Source organism: Leucobacter chromiireducens (assembly GCF_051993095.1).
Lineage (GTDB): Bacteria > Actinomycetota > Actinomycetes > Actinomycetales > Microbacteriaceae > Leucobacter > Leucobacter chromiireducens.
Genome location: NZ_CP197024.1, coordinates 2006076 through 2022483, shown reverse-complemented (window position 1 = coordinate 2022483; position 16408 = coordinate 2006076). Strand labels below are relative to the sequence as shown.

The following is a 16408-nucleotide window of genomic DNA, read 5'->3' as shown; positions in this document are numbered from 1 at the left end:
GCGAGCATCTAGTGATGCCACGCATGATTCGTATCCTTTTGGGGGTGTGTTTTGTGTTGGTGGTGTTACTGATTCTTAATGTAATTTCATTGGTCACATGCTCATCTTTTTGGGTGGGTGTGTGTTTCTGAATACTTATGTGATTTCAAGTTTCTAAGAGCAAACGGTGGATGCCTTGGCATCTGGAGCCGAAGAAGGACGTAGTAATCTGCGATAAGCCTCGGGGAGCCGATAAACGGGCTGTGATTCGAGGATTTCCGAATGGGGAAACCCCGCCAGGCGGCTTGCTGACCTGGTGACTCCCGCCTGAATATATAGGGCGGGTAGAGGGAACGTGGGGAAGTGAAACATCTCAGTACCCACAGGAAGAGAAAACAACAGTGATTCCGGTAGTAGTGGCGAGCGAACCCGGATGAGGCTAAACCGATCATGTGTGATACCTGGCAGGGGTTGCATGGTCGGGGTTGCGGGACATGCCGTGAGACGCTGCTGAGTCTCGAACGTGAGAGTGAAGCTATAGGAGAACCGCTTGGAACGGCGGACCGGAGTGGGTGAGAGTCCCGTATCCGAAATGGTTTTACCGCGTGGTGTGTATCCCAAGTAGCACGGGGCCCGAGAAATCCCGTGTGAATCTGTCAGGACCACCTGATAAGCCTAAATACTCCCAGATGACCGATAGCGGACTAGTACCGTGAGGGAAAGGTGAAAAGTACCCCGGGAGGGGAGTGAAATAGTACCTGAAACCGTTTGCTTACAATCCGTAGGAGCACCCTTTGTTGGTGTGACTGCGTGCCTTTTGAAGAATGAGCCTGCGAGTTAGCGATATGTGGCGAGGTTAACCCGTGTGGGGAAGCCGTAGCGAAAGCGAGTCTGAATAGGGCGATTCAGTCGCGTGTCCTAGACCCGAAGCGAAGTGATCTATCCATGGCCAGGTTGAAGCGTGTGTAAGAGCGCGTGGAGGACCGAACCCACTTAGGTTGAAAACTGAGGGGATGAGCTGTGGATAGGGGTGAAAGGCCAATCAAACTTCGTGATAGCTGGTTCTCTCCGAAATGCATTTAGGTGCAGCGTTGCGTGTTTCTTGCCGGAGGTAGAGCTACTGGATGGCCGATGGGCCCTACAAGGTTACTGACGTCAGCTAAACTCCGAATGCCGGTAAGTGAGAGCGCAGCAGTGAGACTGTGGGGGATAAGCTTCATAGTCGAGAGGGAAACAACCCAGATCACCAACTAAGGTCCCAAAGCGCGTGCTAAGTGGAAAAGGATGTGGAGTTGCTGTGACAACCAGGAGGTTGGCTTAGAAGCAGCCACCCTTGAAAGAGTGCGTAATAGCTCACTGGTCAAGTGATTCCGCGCCGACAATGTAACGGGGCTCAAGCACGCCACCGAAGTTGTGGCATTCATATAACAGGTAGGCCTTCGTGGTCCAGCCGTATGGATGGGTAGGAGAGCGTCGTGTGGCGAGTGAAGCGGCGGTGTGAACCAGTCGTGGATGCCACACGAGTGAGAATGCAGGCATGAGTAGCGAAAGACGGGTGAGAAACCCGTCCTCCGGAAGACCAAGGGTTCCAGGGTCAAGCTAATCTGCCCTGGGTAAGTCGGGACCTAAGGCGAGGCCGACAGGCGTAGTCGATGGACAACGGGTTGATATTCCCGTACCGGCGGTAAACCGTCAAAGACCTAACTAGTAGTGCTAAGCAATCCAAAGCTGGATGGATCCTTCGGGTGATGTTCGGTGGCGGCTGCGAACCCGAACTGGGGTGGTGAGCGTGAGGTGTGACGCAGGAAGGTAGCCTGTGCCGGGCGATGGTTGTCCCGGTGTAAGTATGTAGCCCGTCGTTTATTAATAGTTTTCGGCTTTGGGTGAGATACGATGCGGACCCGTTTGGGGAAGCAGGTGATCCTATGCTGCCGAGAAAAGCATCGACGTGAGGTTTGCTGTTGCCCGTACCCCAAACCGACTCAGGTGGTCAGGTAGAGAATACTCAGGAGATCGAGATAATCATGGTGAAGGAACTCGGCAAAATGCCCCCGTAACTTCGGGAGAAGGGGGGCCATCCACTTATACGGATTTACTCCGGAAAGGGTGTGGTGGCCGCAGAGACCAGTGGGGAACGACTGTTTACTAAAAACACAGGTCCGTGCCAACACGCAAGTGGACGTATACGGACTGACGCCTGCCCGGTGCTGGAAGGTTAAGAGGAGAGGTTAGACTTTTGGGTCGAAGCTTTGAATTTAAGCCCCAGTAAACGGCGGTGGTAACTATAACCATCCTAAGGTAGCGAAATTCCTTGTCGGGTAAGTTCCGACCTGCACGAATGGCGTAACGATTCCCCAGCTGTCTCCACCGTGAACTCGGCGAAATTGCAGTACGAGTAAAGATGCTCGTTACGCGCAGAAGGACGGAAAGACCCCGTGACCTTTACTACAGCTTGGTATTGGTGTTCGGTGTGGCTTGTGTAGGATAGGTGGGAGACTGTGAAGCTGGCACGCTAGTGTTGGTGGAGTCGTTGTTGAAATACCACTCTGGTCATATTGGATATCTAACTACGAACCCTGATCGGGTTTTAGGACAGTGCCTGGTGGGTAGTTTAACTGGGGCGGTTGCCTCCCAAAATGTAACGGAGGCGCCCAAAGGTTCCCTCAACCTGGTTGGCAATCAGGTGGCGAGTGTAAGTGCACAAGGGAGCTTGACTGTGAGACTGACAGGTCGAGCAGGGACGAAAGTCGGGACTAGTGATCCGGCAGTGGCTTGTGGAAGCGCTGTCGCTCAACGGATAAAAGGTACCTCGGGGATAACAGGCTGATCTTGCCCAAGAGTCCATATCGACGGCATGGTTTGGCACCTCGATGTCGGCTCGTCGCATCCTGGGGCTGGAGTTGGTCCCAAGGGTTGGGCTGTTCGCCCATTAAAGCGGTACGCGAGCTGGGTTTAGAACGTCGTGAGACAGTTCGGTCCCTATCCTCTGCGCGCGTTGGAGATTTGAGAGGATCTGACCCTAGTACGAGAGGACCGGGTTGGACGGACCTCTGGTGTGCCAGTTGTTCTGCCAAGGGCATGGCTGGTTGGCTACGTTCGGGATGGATAACCGCTGAAAGCATCTAAGCGGGAAGCCGGCCTCGAGATGAGATCTCCGTACACTTTGAGTGTGTGAGGCTCCCAGTAGATGACTGGGTTGATAGGCCAGATGTGGAAGCTCGGTAACGGGTGGAGCTGACTGGTACTAATAAGCCGATGACTTGATTTCCACCACCTTTTGGGTGGGCATAGGTTTTCAGATGTAACGATGTTTCGCGTCCACTTTGTGGTTCCCAACGGACGGCCACACACAACACCCTTGTGGGGTGGGTGTGGTTGATATGTTGATAGAGTTACGGCGGTTATAGCGTCAGGGAAACGCCCGGTTACATTCCGAACCCGGAAGCTAAGGCTGACTGCGCCGATGGTACTGCACTCGGGAGGGTGTGGGAGAGTAGGACACCGCCGGACACCTTTTTATAGGGAGGGTTGCACTTGTTGGTCACCAGTGATGGTGGCTTGCGGGTGTGGCCCTCCCTTTTTTTACCCCAAAAATTGGTGGGTGTCATGTCCGCACCTCTCCTCGTATCGGACAGTGAGACTGTAGTCCGCTTTCGGGTCAATTCGACGCGCCGTTCTCGGGAGAACCCTCAGGCAAAGCCATCGCTTTCCGATACCATAAATGAGGAAATAGACGACGACCTCAGTACGGAAGTGGGCCGCCTATGGGTGCGATGATGAGTGTGTTGCTCGTTCTCGCCCTCGCCGCCCCTGCCGCCTATCCACTGGTTCGTCGCGTTAGCCGCAACGGCTTCTTCGCGCTGTCTGGTGTGCTTGCGCTTGCCTTCGTAGCTCTGCTGGTGCTTGCTCAGCCCGTATTCGGGGGAGCGGTGCTGACAGAGTCCCTGCCGTGGGTGCCACAGCTGTCGCTGACGCTCACGTTCCGTCTCGACGTCCTGTCGGCACTGTTCGCGCTCTTGGTCACTGGCGCGGGCTCTCTCGTACTGCTCTACTGTGCGCGCTACTTTGATGAGGGTGAAGCGGGCCTTCCTCGTTTCGCAGCCGTGTTCATGGGCTTCGCGATGTCGATGCTTGGCCTGGTGCTCGCTGATGATGTCTTCCTGCTCTTTGTGTTCTGGGAGGGGACGACGATCTTCTCCTTCCTGCTCATCGGCCATGTGACACGACTGCGCACCTCGAACGCCGCCGCACTGCAGGCGCTGATCGTCACGACGCTCGGTGGCCTCGCGATGCTCGTTGGATTTGTGATCCTCGCTCACGCCGCAGGAAGCTCGTTGCTCTCGGACATCGTCGCCGCCGCGCCCACCGGACCGGCGGCCGTGACCGCGGTGTTCTTGGTCCTCGCCGGCGCACTCTCGAAATCCGCGATCTTCCCCTTCCACTTCTGGCTTCCCGGCGCAATGGCTGCGCCGACTCCCGTGAGCGCGTACTTGCACGCCGCCGCGATGGTGAAGGCAGGCGTCTACATGATTGCCCGGCTGAATCCGGGCTTCTCGGAAGTAGTCGGCTACCGCGAGGCGCTCGTGATCCTGGGCGCCATCACGATGCTGAACGGTGGCATCCGTGCGCTGAAGCAGTACGACATCAAGCTCATCGTCGCGCACGGCACCGTGAGCCAACTCGGTCTGCTCATCATGGTGTTTGGCGTCGGTGATCCTCGGGCAAGCTTCGCGGGCCTCGCGCTGCTCTTTGCGCACGCCCTCGCGAAGGCGCCGCTCTTCCTTGCCGTGGGCGCAATTGACCACGCTGCGGGAACTCGCGACCTTCGGAAGCTCAGTGGCCTGGGTCGGCAGCTTCCGGCACTCGCAGTCATCACCATCATCGCTGCTGCGTCGATGGCCGGTGTCCCGCCGTTCATCGGCTTCGTCGCGAAAGAGGCAGCGTTCACTGAACTGCTTGATCTTGCGCAGGATGAGCCGCTCGCGGGGCTCGCCTTCGGCGTTGCCGTGCTCGGAAGCATACTGACCGTGGCGTACATGGCGCGCTTCTTGTGGGGCGCGTTCGCACGCAAGCCCGGTGTTGCCGACTGTGGTCTCGCGCATCGCCCAGAGATCGTCTCGCTGTCGGTTCCCGCGGTCTTTGCGGCGCTGACGGTGCTCGGCGGCCTCCTCGCGCCCGCTGTCGACTCGGTGCTCCAGCGCACCGTGACCGGGGGAGCGACGCCGGAACACCTCGCGCTTTGGCATGGCTTCACTCCCGCCCTCGGCGCCTCCGCCGCGGTGCTGGTGCTCGGCGGTGTGCTCGGCGTGCTGCTCTCCCGCCCAGGCCTCCGGATGCCCGCGCTGCCCGATCGCTTCTCCGCCTCGCACGCGTACTGGCTGGTCACGCATCGTGTCGATAGCATCGCTGTCCGTGTGACGTCACTCACCCAGCGCGGCTCGCTCCCGTTCTACCTCGCGGTGATCCTCATCGTCCTCGTGCTGACGCTCGGCGGTGCGATCCTCACGACCGCTGAGTGGCCGGAAGAAGTCACCCTCGTGACCTCCCCAGTACAGGTGCCGATCGCGCTCATCATGATCGTTGCCGCACTGTTCAGCCTTCGCGCACGCACGCGCTTCCAGTCAGTTGTGCTCGTGGGCATCACGGGCTACGGGATGGCGGCGATCTTTGCCATGCACGGCGCCCCGGACCTCGCGCTCACGCAGGCGCTCGTCGAGACGGTCACGCTCATCGCATTCGTGCTCGTTATCCGTCGACTGCCGCAGCGCATCGGCTCGCCTCCATCAAAACGCGTGCGTTGGGGCCGCGCTCTGATTGGTATCTCGGTCGGTCTCGTCATCGGCGCTTTCGCGGTCATCGCGCTGGGTTCTCGGATCGCGGAGCCGATTTCGCTCCAGCTCCCGGAGATGGCGTATGCCGGCGGCCACGGCGCGAACACGGTGAATGTCATGCTCGTGGATATTCGCGGCTGGGACACCATGGGTGAGCTCTCCGTGATCCTCGCTGCCGCGACCGGTGTGGCCTCCCTAGTGTTCTTGAACACGCGCGCGGACCTCCGCCCGAAGCTGCGGCGCCGCGACGCGCGGAGCCAGGCGCAGGCGCATCTTCTGCATGTCGCGGATCCGAACCACCCGGCCAGCCGGGTGTCCTGGTTGCTTGCAGGTCGCCAGCTGAACCCTGCACGCCGATCGATTATTCTCGAGGTCGTCGTGCGTCTGATCTTCCACGCGCTGATCATTCTTTCGATCTATTTGCTCCTCACCGGACACAACACTCCGGGCGGCGGCTTCGCTGGCGGGCTGGTCGCTGGGCTCGCGCTCGTCGCACGCTATCTTGCAGGCGGCCGGCACGAGCTTGGGGCGACTGTGCCGCTTGATGCCGGTCGCATCCTCGGGGTGGGCCTCGCGCTTGCAGTCTCGATGGCAATCCTGCCCATGTTCTTCGGCCAGTCCGCGCTTGCCTCCGCCTGGATCGATGTGGATCTCGGCCCGTTCGGAACGCTCCCGCTGGTGACCTCCACGCTGTTTGATATCGGCGTCTACCTCGTTGTGTTCGGTCTGATCCTTGACGTGCTGCGCAGCCTCGGTGCTGAGATCGACGAGCACGAGGAAGCTGAGGCGAACTCGTTCGTGGATGAGGAGGTGAACCGCTGATGACGATGCCGCTGGTTCTCGTGGTCGTGATGGTGGTGCTCTACGCCTGCGGCGTGTATCTCATGCTTGACCGCACGCTCACCCGCCTGCTGCTCGGCTTTCTGCTTGTCGGCAACGCGACCAACCTGCTCATCTTCTTGATGTCAGGCTCGTTCGGCACCGCGCCGCTCGTTGGCGCGGGCCCCGCGGACGAGATGAGCGACCCGCTCCCGCAGGCGTTTATCCTCACCGCGATTGTGATCACCTTCGGGGTGAGTGCCTTCCTGCTGGCGCTGATCTACCGCTCCTGGCGACTCGCGCAAGACCGCACGGACACCGTGCGCGACGACGATGGGGATCTCGAGCTTGCGGACGCCGACGAGCTCAGCTCTGACGAGGTCACGGAGGAAGATCTGGCGGATACTCCGGACTACACCGACGATGATGACCTTACCGAGGACGGCCAGGCGGTGGGATACGCGGTTCCGATCCCGGGCGTCGATGTTCGCCCAATTGATGCGCCCGGGGCCGGCCCCGACGGTGGCAGCTTCCCCGTGGAGGATCGCCGATGACCGCGCTTGTTCCCCTCGTTGTCTTGATTCCGCTCGCGAGCGCCGCGCTGGCGCTCGCGGTGCCGGGGCATCGTCGGCTGCAGCAGGGCATCACCCTCGTCGCGCTCAGTTCCGTGCTCGTCTTGAGCGGCACGCTGATGTGGCTGGTCGATGCCCACGGCGCTCTGGTCATGGAGGTGGGCGGCTGGGCAGCTCCGTTTGGGATCGCGCTCGTGGTGGACCGCGTGTCCGCGCTGATGCTCGCGGTGTCTTCTGTCGTGCTGCTGGGCGTCTTCCTCTTCTCGATCGGGCAGGGCCTCGCTGACGGAGACGAGGATACTCCCGTCTCGATCTATTACCCGACCTATCTCGTGCTGGGCGCGGGCGTCTTCAACGCGTTCATCGCTGGCGACCTCTTCAACCTCTACGTCGGCTTCGAGATCCTGCTCGTGGCGAGCTACGTGCTCATCACCCTCGGCGGCACCGCGCAGCGGATCCGCGCGGGTGTCACGTACGTGGTGGTGTCGCTGGTCTCCTCCGTGCTCTTCCTGGCCGCGATCGCGCTGATCTACGGCGCCACCGGCACGGTGAATATGGCGCAGTTGACGGTGCGTATCGCTGAGCTCCCGAGCGAAGTGCAGTTGCTTCTCAACCTGATGCTGCTGATCGCGTTCGGCATTAAGGCTGCGGTGTTCCCGCTGTCGTTCTGGCTGCCGGACTCGTATCCCACGGCTCCGGCACCCGTGACCGCCGTGTTCGCTGGTTTGCTCACGAAGGTCGGCGTCTACGCGATCATCCGCAGCCAGACTCTGTTGTTCCCCACCTCAAGCGTGGACACCGTGCTCCTCGTGGTCGCGGGCCTCACGCTTATCGTCGGCATTCTGGGTGCGGTCTCGCAGCTCGACATCAAACGCCTCCTCTCGTTCACGCTGATCAGCCACATCGGCTACATGATCTTCGGTATCGGGATGGCGAACGCCGCCGGCTTCGGCGCCACGATCTTCTACATCGCGCACCACATTATTGTGCAAACGACGCTGTTCCTCGCGGTCGGTCTGATGGAGCGCCACGGCGGCACGACTTCACTCTCCGGGCTCGGAGGCATGCTCCGCACGGCCCCGGTCATCGCGGTGCTGTTCTTCATCCCCATGCTGAACCTGGGCGGCATTCCGCCCTTCTCCGGCTTCATTGGCAAGCTCGGCCTGTTCACCGTGGCTGCGGATCTTGCGACCCCCGGTGCGTATTGGTTGATGGGGATCGGCGCACTCGTCTCGCTCCTCACGCTGTACGCGCTTGCCCGCGCGTGGGTGTTCGCGTTCTGGCGCCCGCGCCGACGCGCGGAGGCGGAAAGCCGCAGCACGCGGAAGCCGAGCACCGAGGCGATGATGCTGCGCGAGCGCGAGGAAGCGCTCTTTGAGCAGCTCCACGACGCGCCCGACGCATCACCGCAGCAGGAGCAGAAGGAGATTCCGCGGTTGATGATTGCGGCGACGACCGGAATGGTGGTCGTGAGCGTCGGCCTGACCGTGTTCGCCGGTCCGTTGTACGCGTATGCTGATCGTGCGGGCGAGAACATGGCCGAGCCGGGTCGCATGGTCGAGCTGGTACTCGGGGATACCCCGGGGCAGCTCGGCGGCGGCTCGGGTGATACGCGACCGGGAGGGGAGACGACTCATGACTGAGACACCTGCACCCCGCGCCGCGCGGAGAGTCGCGCTTGGCGTCCGCTTGCACGAGCTGCCCCTGCTGGTCGGCCTCGTGGCACTCTGGATGATGCTGTGGCACGAGGTGTCGCTCTTGTCCGTTGTGAGCGGCATCGTCGTCGCGATCCTGGTGATGCGTGTGTTCTATCTACCGCCGGTGGAGCTCGCCGGGCGCTTTAATCCTTGGTACGCGCTGCGCTACTTGGGCTTCTTCTTTTGGAACCTTGCGCATGCGTCCTGGCAGGTGGCCTACTTGTCGATCCGGCCGGGGCCGCCGCCGCCCACTGCGATTATCGCGGTGAAGCTCAGCACCCGCAACGACTTCATTCTCACCGTGGTGGGCCTCACGATCTCGCTCATCCCGGGGTCGCTCGTGGCCGAGGTCGACCGGTTTGAATCGACGCTCTACCTGCACGTACTGAACACGCCCACCCAGCGCGCAATCACGAAGATGCGACACGATGTGCGCCACATCGAGCGTCTCCTCATCCTGACGCTGGGGTCGAAGCAGGAGATCGGAGCGCTGCGATGAGTCTCGTCACCACCGCGCTGCTGATCGGAGCGGGAATCGGCCTCACCGCGACCGCGCTCGCTGCGATTGTGCGTATTGTTCGCGGACCCACGATCCTCGACCGAATGGTCGCCTCCGATGTGCTGCTCACCACGCTCATGCTGGCGGTGGGCACCGACATGGTGGTGCGCGGCCACACGGACTCGATCGCGCTGATGACCGTGATTGCGGCGACCGCGACATTCGCCACGATCGTTGTGGCGCGATTTGTGAAGCGACGCGCAGAGCAGCCGCTGCCCGAGGAACCAACGGAAGGGGCCGGCCATGTCTGATCTCGCACTGTGGGAACAGCTGATGGATCTCGCAGCCGTCGTGTGCGTGTTCCTCGCCGCTGTGCTCTCAGTCGCGGCGGGAATCGGGCTCCTCCGCTTTCCAGACGTGCTGAGCCGGCTCCACGCTGCGACGAAGCCGCAGATCTTCGGCCTGCTGCTCATCATCGCGGCGATCGCGCTCGACCAGCGCTCGTTCCCCACACTGCTCGCGCTCGTTCCGGTGTTCGTGTTCCAGTCGCTGACCGCGCCCGTTGCCGCTCACATGGTGGGACGTGCCGCGTACCGCACGAGGCAACTTGATGCGAACTCGCTCGTGGTCGACGAACTCGGCCCCGCAATCGAGCGCAGCGACACGCTCTACGGCTAGGGCGGGGCGGTGCGCGGGCCGAGCCCGCGCACCGTCTTCCTAAAGCTCGGCGATGAGCTGCTCGGCCCGCTCGTCCTGACCGCTTGCGCGGAGCAGCTCGATCAGCTCGCTCGCGACCTCGGCACGCGCGTCGCGGCTTCGGGCGATCGTGAAGCCCTCGAACGCTGACTCGAGTGCCCACACCGCCTCGCCGGTTGCGCCTGCTTCACGCTGGAGCTTTCCGGCGAGCCAGAACGCGTGTGCCGCGTCGCCGATGCGTCCGAGCTGCGCGTACTCCTCACCGGCGAGGCTGGCCTCGGAGAGCGCACGTTCAGCAGTCAGGCCCGCCGGGCGCTGCGCAGGGAGCGCTGCGCTGATGGAACGCGCCAGTGTGTCGCGCAGCTCTGCCCGCTGCGCGATCCATGCGAGACGTCGACGTTCTGCGAGCTCCTCAGTCATATCGGAGCCGTCGAACTCGCCGTATTCGCTGAGTTCGTCTGCGGTCGCGGTGAGGTGGCCGGTGGCATCGCTCATGCGAGCCGCGACGGGCGCCCACGCGGTGAGCACAGCGACTCGAACCTCGGGCTCCGCCTCACCGGCACGAAGGCGCGGCAGCGCCGCTGCGAAGAGCGCGTGTGCCGCCTCCTCGTCCTGGTCCTCCGCCGCATGCTGCGCGGCCTCGGCGTACGCGATCCCCGCTCGCCCGAGCCACCCCTCGCGCTCGAGGAGCTCTGCGGCAGACGCGTATCCGCGTGCCGCCTCGCCGTGCTGTCCCCGCGATGCGAGCGTCTCGGCATGAGCAAGCGCCGCGGCGCTCTCGGGTGCCCGGCCCGCTCCGTCCACTTCATCACCGACAGCCGTCGTACCAGTCGCCGCTGCCTCGACGGCGACCTCGGGCGCTGCAGTCACGGTCGGCACGGCGGTGCTCCCGATGACGGAGGCGGACTCCGGAAGCTGCGCGGCGACACGCTGCGCAGCAAGTGACCGATCGATGTGTTCGGCGTACATGCGGGTGCCGTTGCGGGCATCGAGTGGCCCCGCGAGTCGCTGTGCTGCGGCGAGGACCCACGCGTGGAGCTCGGCAACCGTGCGCCACTCGGGCTCGGCAAACCCGGTTTCGAGCTCGCCACGATCAAGATTTGCGGAGAGCCCCGCGAGGACGCCAACGTAGAAGCGAAGATGCAGCGCTGGGCTGGCGCCCTTCCGCAGCGCGTCTGGGTAGTCGCTGCGGAGGATCCGGAGGGCCTGCTCAATGCGGCCACCACGCGCGAGCATCTCGAACCCGTGGCCGCGCGCGGCCGGAAAATCGGTGATGTCGCCGTCGTCTGCGGCAACGGCCTGCTTGTGCACTCGCTCCGCTGCGACGGGATCCCCCTCGAGAAGCAGGGCGAGCGAGAGGGCGTAGCGCGTGCGTGCCGGCTCCAGGTTGCAGCGATCCTGTTGCGTCTGTCCCAGGGTCACTGCCTCGGCCGTGCGCTCGGAGTCAACAAAGAAGTCAACCTGCTGGCCGATCGTGCACGCCGCGCAATCCTCGAACTCGTCTCGCAGTCCGGTGATCCACGCGATCCGTTGCACCTCGGCATCGGGCCTTCCGGCGTGCCAAGCCCACCTGAACCAACTCATGCGCACGGAGGAGAGCCCGTGCCCGGCAAGAGTGAAGCGCCGCTCCATGTCCGCGAGGAACGCCTCTGCCTGGGGCGCGGTGATTTGCGGGTACTCCGAGAGGTCGGAGGCCACCCACTTGAACTCCCAGAACAGGTTCTGCTCGTCCGCCGCGTCGAAGAGTTCGGGGCTCTCGTCCCACAGCCGGAGTGCGCGTGCGAATACCACGAAGGACTTTGCGCCCTCATCCGCGAAGGAGTAGGCCTCGACGAGATCGAGGAGCGCCTCAGCGAGGTACTCCTTCGGGCCCTCCGTCTCAATGCGTCGGGTGAGCGCCTCCGCGGTGGCGGTACGGGCGGTGCCGTAGGGCATGCGCCGAACGCTGGCGAGCTCGCGAGCGATGTCTTCGGTCACGGTGAGTCCTCCTGTGCAGGATCGTCGGGGGAGTGCGTGGGATCGGGGCGAGCGGCGGCCGACGGTGAGTCGGTCCCCCCGGCGGGTTCGACGACTGGTGCGAGGGCCGAGTCGAGCAGCACTCCCAGTGCGCCGGCGAGCGCCGCGGATTCGGCGCTGCGGAGGCCTTCGCCGGCGAGCATGACGGCGGAGAGGTAGAGCGATCGGAGCCCAGCAGCGAACACCTCGCCCCGCGGCGCCGCGAGCAGTCGTCTCGCGACGGCCGAGTCGTCGTTGAGGACCAGCGTTCGGCTGCGCTCAGGCCCGTTCTCCGCGAACGCATCGAGGAGGCCGCCCCAGAGATCTGGTGACGCCTCACGCTCTCGGTCGCGGTCGCGGCGGTGCTCGCCCTCCGAGTCGCGCAACAGAATCGCGGGCACCGCTTCGGGCGCAAACGTGCGAACAATGACATCGCAGTCGTCGTCCGTCAGCAGCTCGCGCGCGTGCGCAACCGCCTCAGAGACCTGCCACTCGCGCTCCAGCGACGGCACACCGAGCGTGTGCACAAGATCGGCGCTTTCGAGTTCGCGCACGCGCCACCCGGGCCGTCGGCCCAAACGGTCGAGCAGATCAGCATCGTAGACGTACCCGGCGTTCAGCACGATGAGTCCCTGCGCGCGTGCGACCGCGGCGACCCGACGATAGGCCTCGGTCGTGGTCGTGTACACGATCTCCGCGCCATCCGCCCCGAGCTCGGCGAGCGTACGCGGTCCGTCGGTCGTTTCGAAGGGGAGGATCTGTGCGATGAGGTCGAGCATCTCAGGGTCGGTGAGCGCCAGCCCTCGGAGCGCGAGGTGGTGCGTGCGAATCACCGCACGCGCGAGCTGTGACTCGCTCGCCAGTTCGGCAAGCGCCCACTGCTTCAGTTGCCCGCCGATGGCCTCGCGCACGCTAAGAAGTACCTCGTCGTCGTGCAGCTGTTCGCGTGACGCCGTGGGTGAGAGCGTATCCGTGTCGAGCACGGCGCGCACGAAGAACGACCACTCGGGAAGCACGCGGTCGACACGCGGTCCCAGGAGCATGCGCTTCATGTAGACCCGGTGCTGGCCAGCGCCCGGTGATACCGCCTGCGGGAGGATGAATGCGACACCGCTCACCCCGGCGAGCTCAAGCTCGAGATCGATGGCGCCGAGCGGTGTGAAGCCGAAAGTGCGCTCGCAGTACGCGGAGAGCGCCTGCTCACGCTCCCTGGTGCGTGCGTACTCCACGCGCCAGGGCAGCTCAGGCTCGGTCACGCGCACCCAGGCGTCGCCCGCGTCATCGATCGCAGCTCGCACCGCGATGTCGAAGGGGAGGAGCGAACCATACTCGCGGGCGAGCGCAAGTACAGTGTCGTGGCTGAGCCAGTGCCCCGCATCTGCCCGTGCCGTGAGGCGCACGCGAGTGCCGACGGGAACGGTTTCTGTTCCCGCCGGCAACTCTGCAACGTCGAAGGTTCCTTCGGCTCGTCCCTCCCAGCGAATTGCTGGCGCCCCGGGCTCAATGGAGCGCGAGATCACCTCGATCCGATCTGCAACCATGAACGCAGCGAGCATGCCGATGCCGAACTGGCCGATGAACTCGGCGCGGCCGAGCCCGAAGTCAGCGTCGCGCTTCGACGAGCGGCCGATGGTCGCGAGGAGCTCTGCCGCCTGCTGAGCGGTGAGCCCCACGCCCGTATCGACCACCTCGAGTGTTTCGCGCCCAGCTTCGTCGCGCCCCGCTGTAATGCGGATGTGCGCTGGCGCCGCTGCGTCGTGTTCACGGCGCGCGGTAACCGCGTCGACGCCGTTCTGGATGAGCTCGCGCAGGTAGACCTGCGGGCCAGAGTAGAGGTGTCGGGAGAGAAGGTCGACCATCCCGGAGAGGTCAACCTGGAACCGTTCGGTCATAGTGCTGCGGCTTAGTCCTCAGGCTTGTACTCGGCCCAGGTGGCCGGGAAGACCTCGTTGAGGTGCTCGTAGAACGACATGCCAGTGTTCACCGCGCAGAGCAGCTGCTGGTCAAGCTGACCATCGGTGATGCCCTGCTCGTAGTCGACGTTGTGCTCCGTGTGCACGCGCACCAGGCCCTCGTCGTCCAAGCGGGCGTACGTCTTCGGCCAGAGCTTTTCCGCGTTCCAGCTGTTGCAGGCCTCGATGGCCTGAGCGAGCTCGTCGGCTTTGAGCTTTCCGCGCCAGCTGCCGCGGATGCACAGCAGCTCCTCTTCCTTGCCGCTCAGGAAGAAGAAGAACGAGGCGTACTCCCAGCCGCCCCCAATGTCACCGTCTGAATCGACACTGTACGACCAGCCTGCGCGCTCGAGGCCCGCCTTGATCCGATCCTTGGAGATAGGGGAGAGCGCGTCACCGCCGCCTCCGGTGGGGGTGCTGTCCTTCGTGAAGAATCCCATGTTCGTACTGTCCTCTCGTGGGGATCGTGTTCTTCGAGGATGGCACATGCCACCGACACAGGAAAATGCGCGGCGCCTCCGAATCTCCGCAGATTCGAAGGCGCCGCGCGGGAACTCTGAGACTTTACGCGTCGACGAGGTAGCGGCTGTACGCCGGAACCGTGAGGAACGTGGGGAAGTCGTCGCCGAGCGCGACATCCGCGAACAGTTCGGCAGCGTCGTCGAAGCGGTCGCCCGCGAAACGCTCAAAGCCGGCGACCGTGTCGCGGAGGATCTCGGACACCCACTCACGGGTGATCCGCGTGCCCTCAGCGGTCGACTGATCCTGATGGATCCACTGCCAGATCTGCGAGCGGCTGATCTCTGCGGTCGCAGCATCCTCCATCAGATTGTCGATCGCCACCGCGCCGTTGCCGCGCAGCCAGGCCTCGATGTAGCGGAGCCCGATCGAGACGTTCTCCCGCACGCCGGCCTCGGTGATCTCGCGCCCGATGTGCACGTCGAGCAGCTGTGCCGCGGTCACCTCAACATCGTCGCGCTGGCGCTCAACCTGGTTCGGGCGCTCGCCGAGCACCGCGTCAAACTCTGCCTGTGCCACCGGAATCAGGTCGGGGTGCGCCACCCAGGTGCCGTCGAAGCCGTCGCCAGCTTCGCGCTGCTTGTCCGCACGCACCTTCTCCTCGGCACGCGCGGTCACCTCCGCGTCGCGCCGGTTCGGGATGAATGCACTCATGCCCCCGATCGCGTGTGCGCCGCGCTTGTGGCAGGTCTTCACGAGCAGCTCGGTGTAGGCCCGCATGAACGGCACGGTCATCGTGACCTCGCTGCGGTCCGGCAGCACGAAGCGTGCGCCGCGACCGCGGTAGTTCTTGATGATCGAGAAGATGTAGTCCCAACGCCCGGCATTCAGCCCAGCGATGTGGTCTCGCATCACGTAGAGAATCTCTTCCATCTCAAACGCTGCCGGCAGCGTCTCGATGAGTACCGTCGCGCGGATCGTTCCGTGCGCGAGCCCCAGCTGCTGCTCGGTGAAGGTGAAGATGTCGTCCCACAGCTTCGCCTCCTCGCTCGACTCAAGCTTCGCAATGTAGAAGTAGGGGCCGCGGCCACGCGAGACCAGCTCCTGCGCGTTATGGAATGCGTAGAGGCCGAAGTCGACGAGGCTGCCCGACGCTGCGCCCGACTGTCCCTGTGCGTCGGTGAAGCGCATGTGCTTCTCGACGAGGTGCCAGCCGCGAGGCCGCATCACGATCGTCGGCGTGGTCTCCGCGGTGATGCGGTACTCCTTGCCCTCCGGGCTCGTGTACTCAAGCTGGCCGCGGATCGCGTCAAAGAGTGACAGCTGGCCGCCAATGACGTTCTTCCACGTGGGGCTGGTCGCGTCTTCCTGATCAGCGAGCCACACCTTCGCGCCCGAGTTCATCGCGTTGATGGTCATCTTCGGGTCGGTCGGGCCGGTGATCTCCACGCGGCGGTCCTCCAGGCCGGGGCCCGCTCCGGCAACCTGCCAGTTCGCATCTTCGCGAATCTGGCGGGTGTCCTCGCGGAACTTCGGGTCGCGGCCGTTGCCGATCTCGTAGCGCCGACGCTGGCGATCTGCGAGCCGCTCGTGGCGGGTGCTCGCGAAGCGGTGGTGCAGCTCCGTGAGGAATGCGAGTGCCGGGGCGGTGAGGATCTCTTCGCTGCGTGCGAAGGGGCGGCCGGTGACCTCGATGCGGGGACCGAAGGAGGAGGTGGCGGTCTGCGACTGCTGCGGGGCCGCCTGCGTGGTGGTCATGATGCGTCCTTTGAAGTGAAGTGGCTCCCACGATGGAGCTTGGCTACTTCCATCTTTGGGCCTCCGGAACCCCTAAGGGAGGGCATTTAGGGGGAGAATATTCGCAGAATTTCTGCTTGCTGAAAGAATGTGGAGGTGAGAGGCTGTGTGC

At 63.5% G+C, this 16408-nt stretch carries 10 protein-coding genes and 2 rRNA genes; 8 read left to right on the top strand and 4 right to left on the bottom strand.

Annotated elements, in window-relative coordinates; genetic code table 11:
- The first annotated feature begins 143 nt into the window (after positions 1-143).
- The 8 genes from ACR81A_RS09110 to mnhG all read left to right on the top strand — a co-directional run bounded on the left by ACR81A_RS09110 (position 144) and on the right by mnhG (position 10075).
- A 23S ribosomal RNA gene (locus ACR81A_RS09110) occupies positions 144-3247 on the top strand.
- Positions 3248-3372: 125 nt separating this feature from the next.
- Positions 3373-3489: ribosomal RNA gene (gene rrf, locus ACR81A_RS09105) — 5S ribosomal RNA — on the top strand.
- Positions 3490-3755: 266 nt separating this feature from the next.
- On the top strand, positions 3756-6632 hold the full coding sequence (locus ACR81A_RS09100; protein ID WP_440311643.1) for a Na+/H+ antiporter subunit A: 2877 nt from the start codon (positions 3756-3758) through the stop codon (positions 6630-6632).
- On the top strand, positions 6632-7183 hold the full coding sequence (locus ACR81A_RS09095; RefSeq protein WP_202382966.1) for a Na(+)/H(+) antiporter subunit C: 552 nt from the start codon (positions 6632-6634) through the stop codon (positions 7181-7183). The genes ACR81A_RS09100 and ACR81A_RS09095 overlap by 1 nt, the downstream gene beginning before the upstream one ends.
- Positions 7180-8844: a Na+/H+ antiporter subunit D gene (locus ACR81A_RS09090; RefSeq protein ID WP_202382965.1), complete on the top strand. Its 1665-nt coding sequence runs from the start codon at positions 7180-7182 to the stop codon at positions 8842-8844. Before ACR81A_RS09095 ends, ACR81A_RS09090 begins: the two co-directional genes overlap by 4 nt.
- On the top strand, positions 8837-9397 hold the full coding sequence (locus ACR81A_RS09085; RefSeq protein ID WP_202382964.1) for a Na+/H+ antiporter subunit E: 561 nt from the start codon (positions 8837-8839) through the stop codon (positions 9395-9397). The genes ACR81A_RS09090 and ACR81A_RS09085 overlap by 8 nt, the downstream gene beginning before the upstream one ends.
- On the top strand, positions 9394-9708 hold the full coding sequence (locus ACR81A_RS09080) for a sodium:proton antiporter (RefSeq protein ID WP_202382963.1): 315 nt from the start codon (positions 9394-9396) through the stop codon (positions 9706-9708). The genes ACR81A_RS09085 and ACR81A_RS09080 overlap by 4 nt, the downstream gene beginning before the upstream one ends.
- Positions 9701-10075 carry a monovalent cation/H(+) antiporter subunit G gene (mnhG, locus tag ACR81A_RS09075; RefSeq protein WP_202382962.1) on the top strand — a complete coding sequence of 125 codons (375 nt, stop codon included), beginning with the start codon at positions 9701-9703 and terminating at the stop codon, positions 10073-10075. Before ACR81A_RS09080 ends, mnhG begins: the two co-directional genes overlap by 8 nt.
- Before the next feature lie 39 nt (positions 10076-10114).
- On the opposite strand, the gene ACR81A_RS09070 is transcribed toward mnhG, so the two are convergent.
- The 4 genes from ACR81A_RS09070 to aceB form a co-directional block, all read right to left on the bottom strand.
- Positions 10115-12070 carry a hypothetical protein gene (locus tag ACR81A_RS09070; RefSeq protein WP_440311642.1) on the bottom strand — a complete coding sequence of 652 codons (1956 nt, stop codon included), beginning with the start codon at positions 12068-12070 and terminating at the stop codon, positions 10115-10117.
- On the bottom strand, positions 12067-13980 hold the full coding sequence (locus tag ACR81A_RS09065) for an HSP90 family protein (RefSeq protein ID WP_440311641.1): 1914 nt from the start codon (positions 13978-13980) through the stop codon (positions 12067-12069). The genes ACR81A_RS09070 and ACR81A_RS09065 overlap by 4 nt, the downstream gene beginning before the upstream one ends.
- Before the next feature lie 11 nt (positions 13981-13991).
- Positions 13992-14480, bottom strand: coding sequence for a YbjN domain-containing protein (locus ACR81A_RS09060; RefSeq protein ID WP_202382959.1), 489 nt, complete (start codon positions 14478-14480; stop codon positions 13992-13994).
- 124 nt (positions 14481-14604) lie between these two features.
- Complete coding sequence (aceB, locus tag ACR81A_RS09055) at positions 14605-16257, bottom strand: malate synthase A (RefSeq protein ID WP_202382958.1); 1653 nt, start codon at positions 16255-16257, stop codon at positions 14605-14607.
- Positions 16258-16408 lie beyond the last annotated feature (151 nt).

What these genes read in the sequence shown, in the direction of transcription:
- ACR81A_RS09085 (WP_202382964.1), top strand. Translation starts at nt 8,837, where the DNA reads ATGACTGAGACACCTGCACCCCGCGCCGCGCGGAGAGTCGCGCTTGGC.
- ACR81A_RS09065 (WP_440311641.1), bottom strand. Translation starts at nt 13,980, where the DNA reads ATGACCGAACGGTTCCAGGTTGACCTCTCCGGGATGGTCGACCTTCTC.
- ACR81A_RS09100 (WP_440311643.1), top strand. Translation starts at nt 3,756, where the DNA reads ATGAGTGTGTTGCTCGTTCTCGCCCTCGCCGCCCCTGCCGCCTATCCA.
- aceB (WP_202382958.1), bottom strand. Translation starts at nt 16,257, where the DNA reads ATGACCACCACGCAGGCGGCCCCGCAGCAGTCGCAGACCGCCACCTCC.
- ACR81A_RS09080 (WP_202382963.1), top strand. Translation starts at nt 9,394, where the DNA reads ATGAGTCTCGTCACCACCGCGCTGCTGATCGGAGCGGGAATCGGCCTC.
- ACR81A_RS09060 (WP_202382959.1), bottom strand. Translation starts at nt 14,480, where the DNA reads ATGGGATTCTTCACGAAGGACAGCACCCCCACCGGAGGCGGCGGTGAC.
- ACR81A_RS09095 (WP_202382966.1), top strand. Translation starts at nt 6,632, where the DNA reads ATGACGATGCCGCTGGTTCTCGTGGTCGTGATGGTGGTGCTCTACGCC.
- ACR81A_RS09090 (WP_202382965.1), top strand. Translation starts at nt 7,180, where the DNA reads ATGACCGCGCTTGTTCCCCTCGTTGTCTTGATTCCGCTCGCGAGCGCC.
- mnhG (WP_202382962.1), top strand. Translation starts at nt 9,701, where the DNA reads ATGTCTGATCTCGCACTGTGGGAACAGCTGATGGATCTCGCAGCCGTC.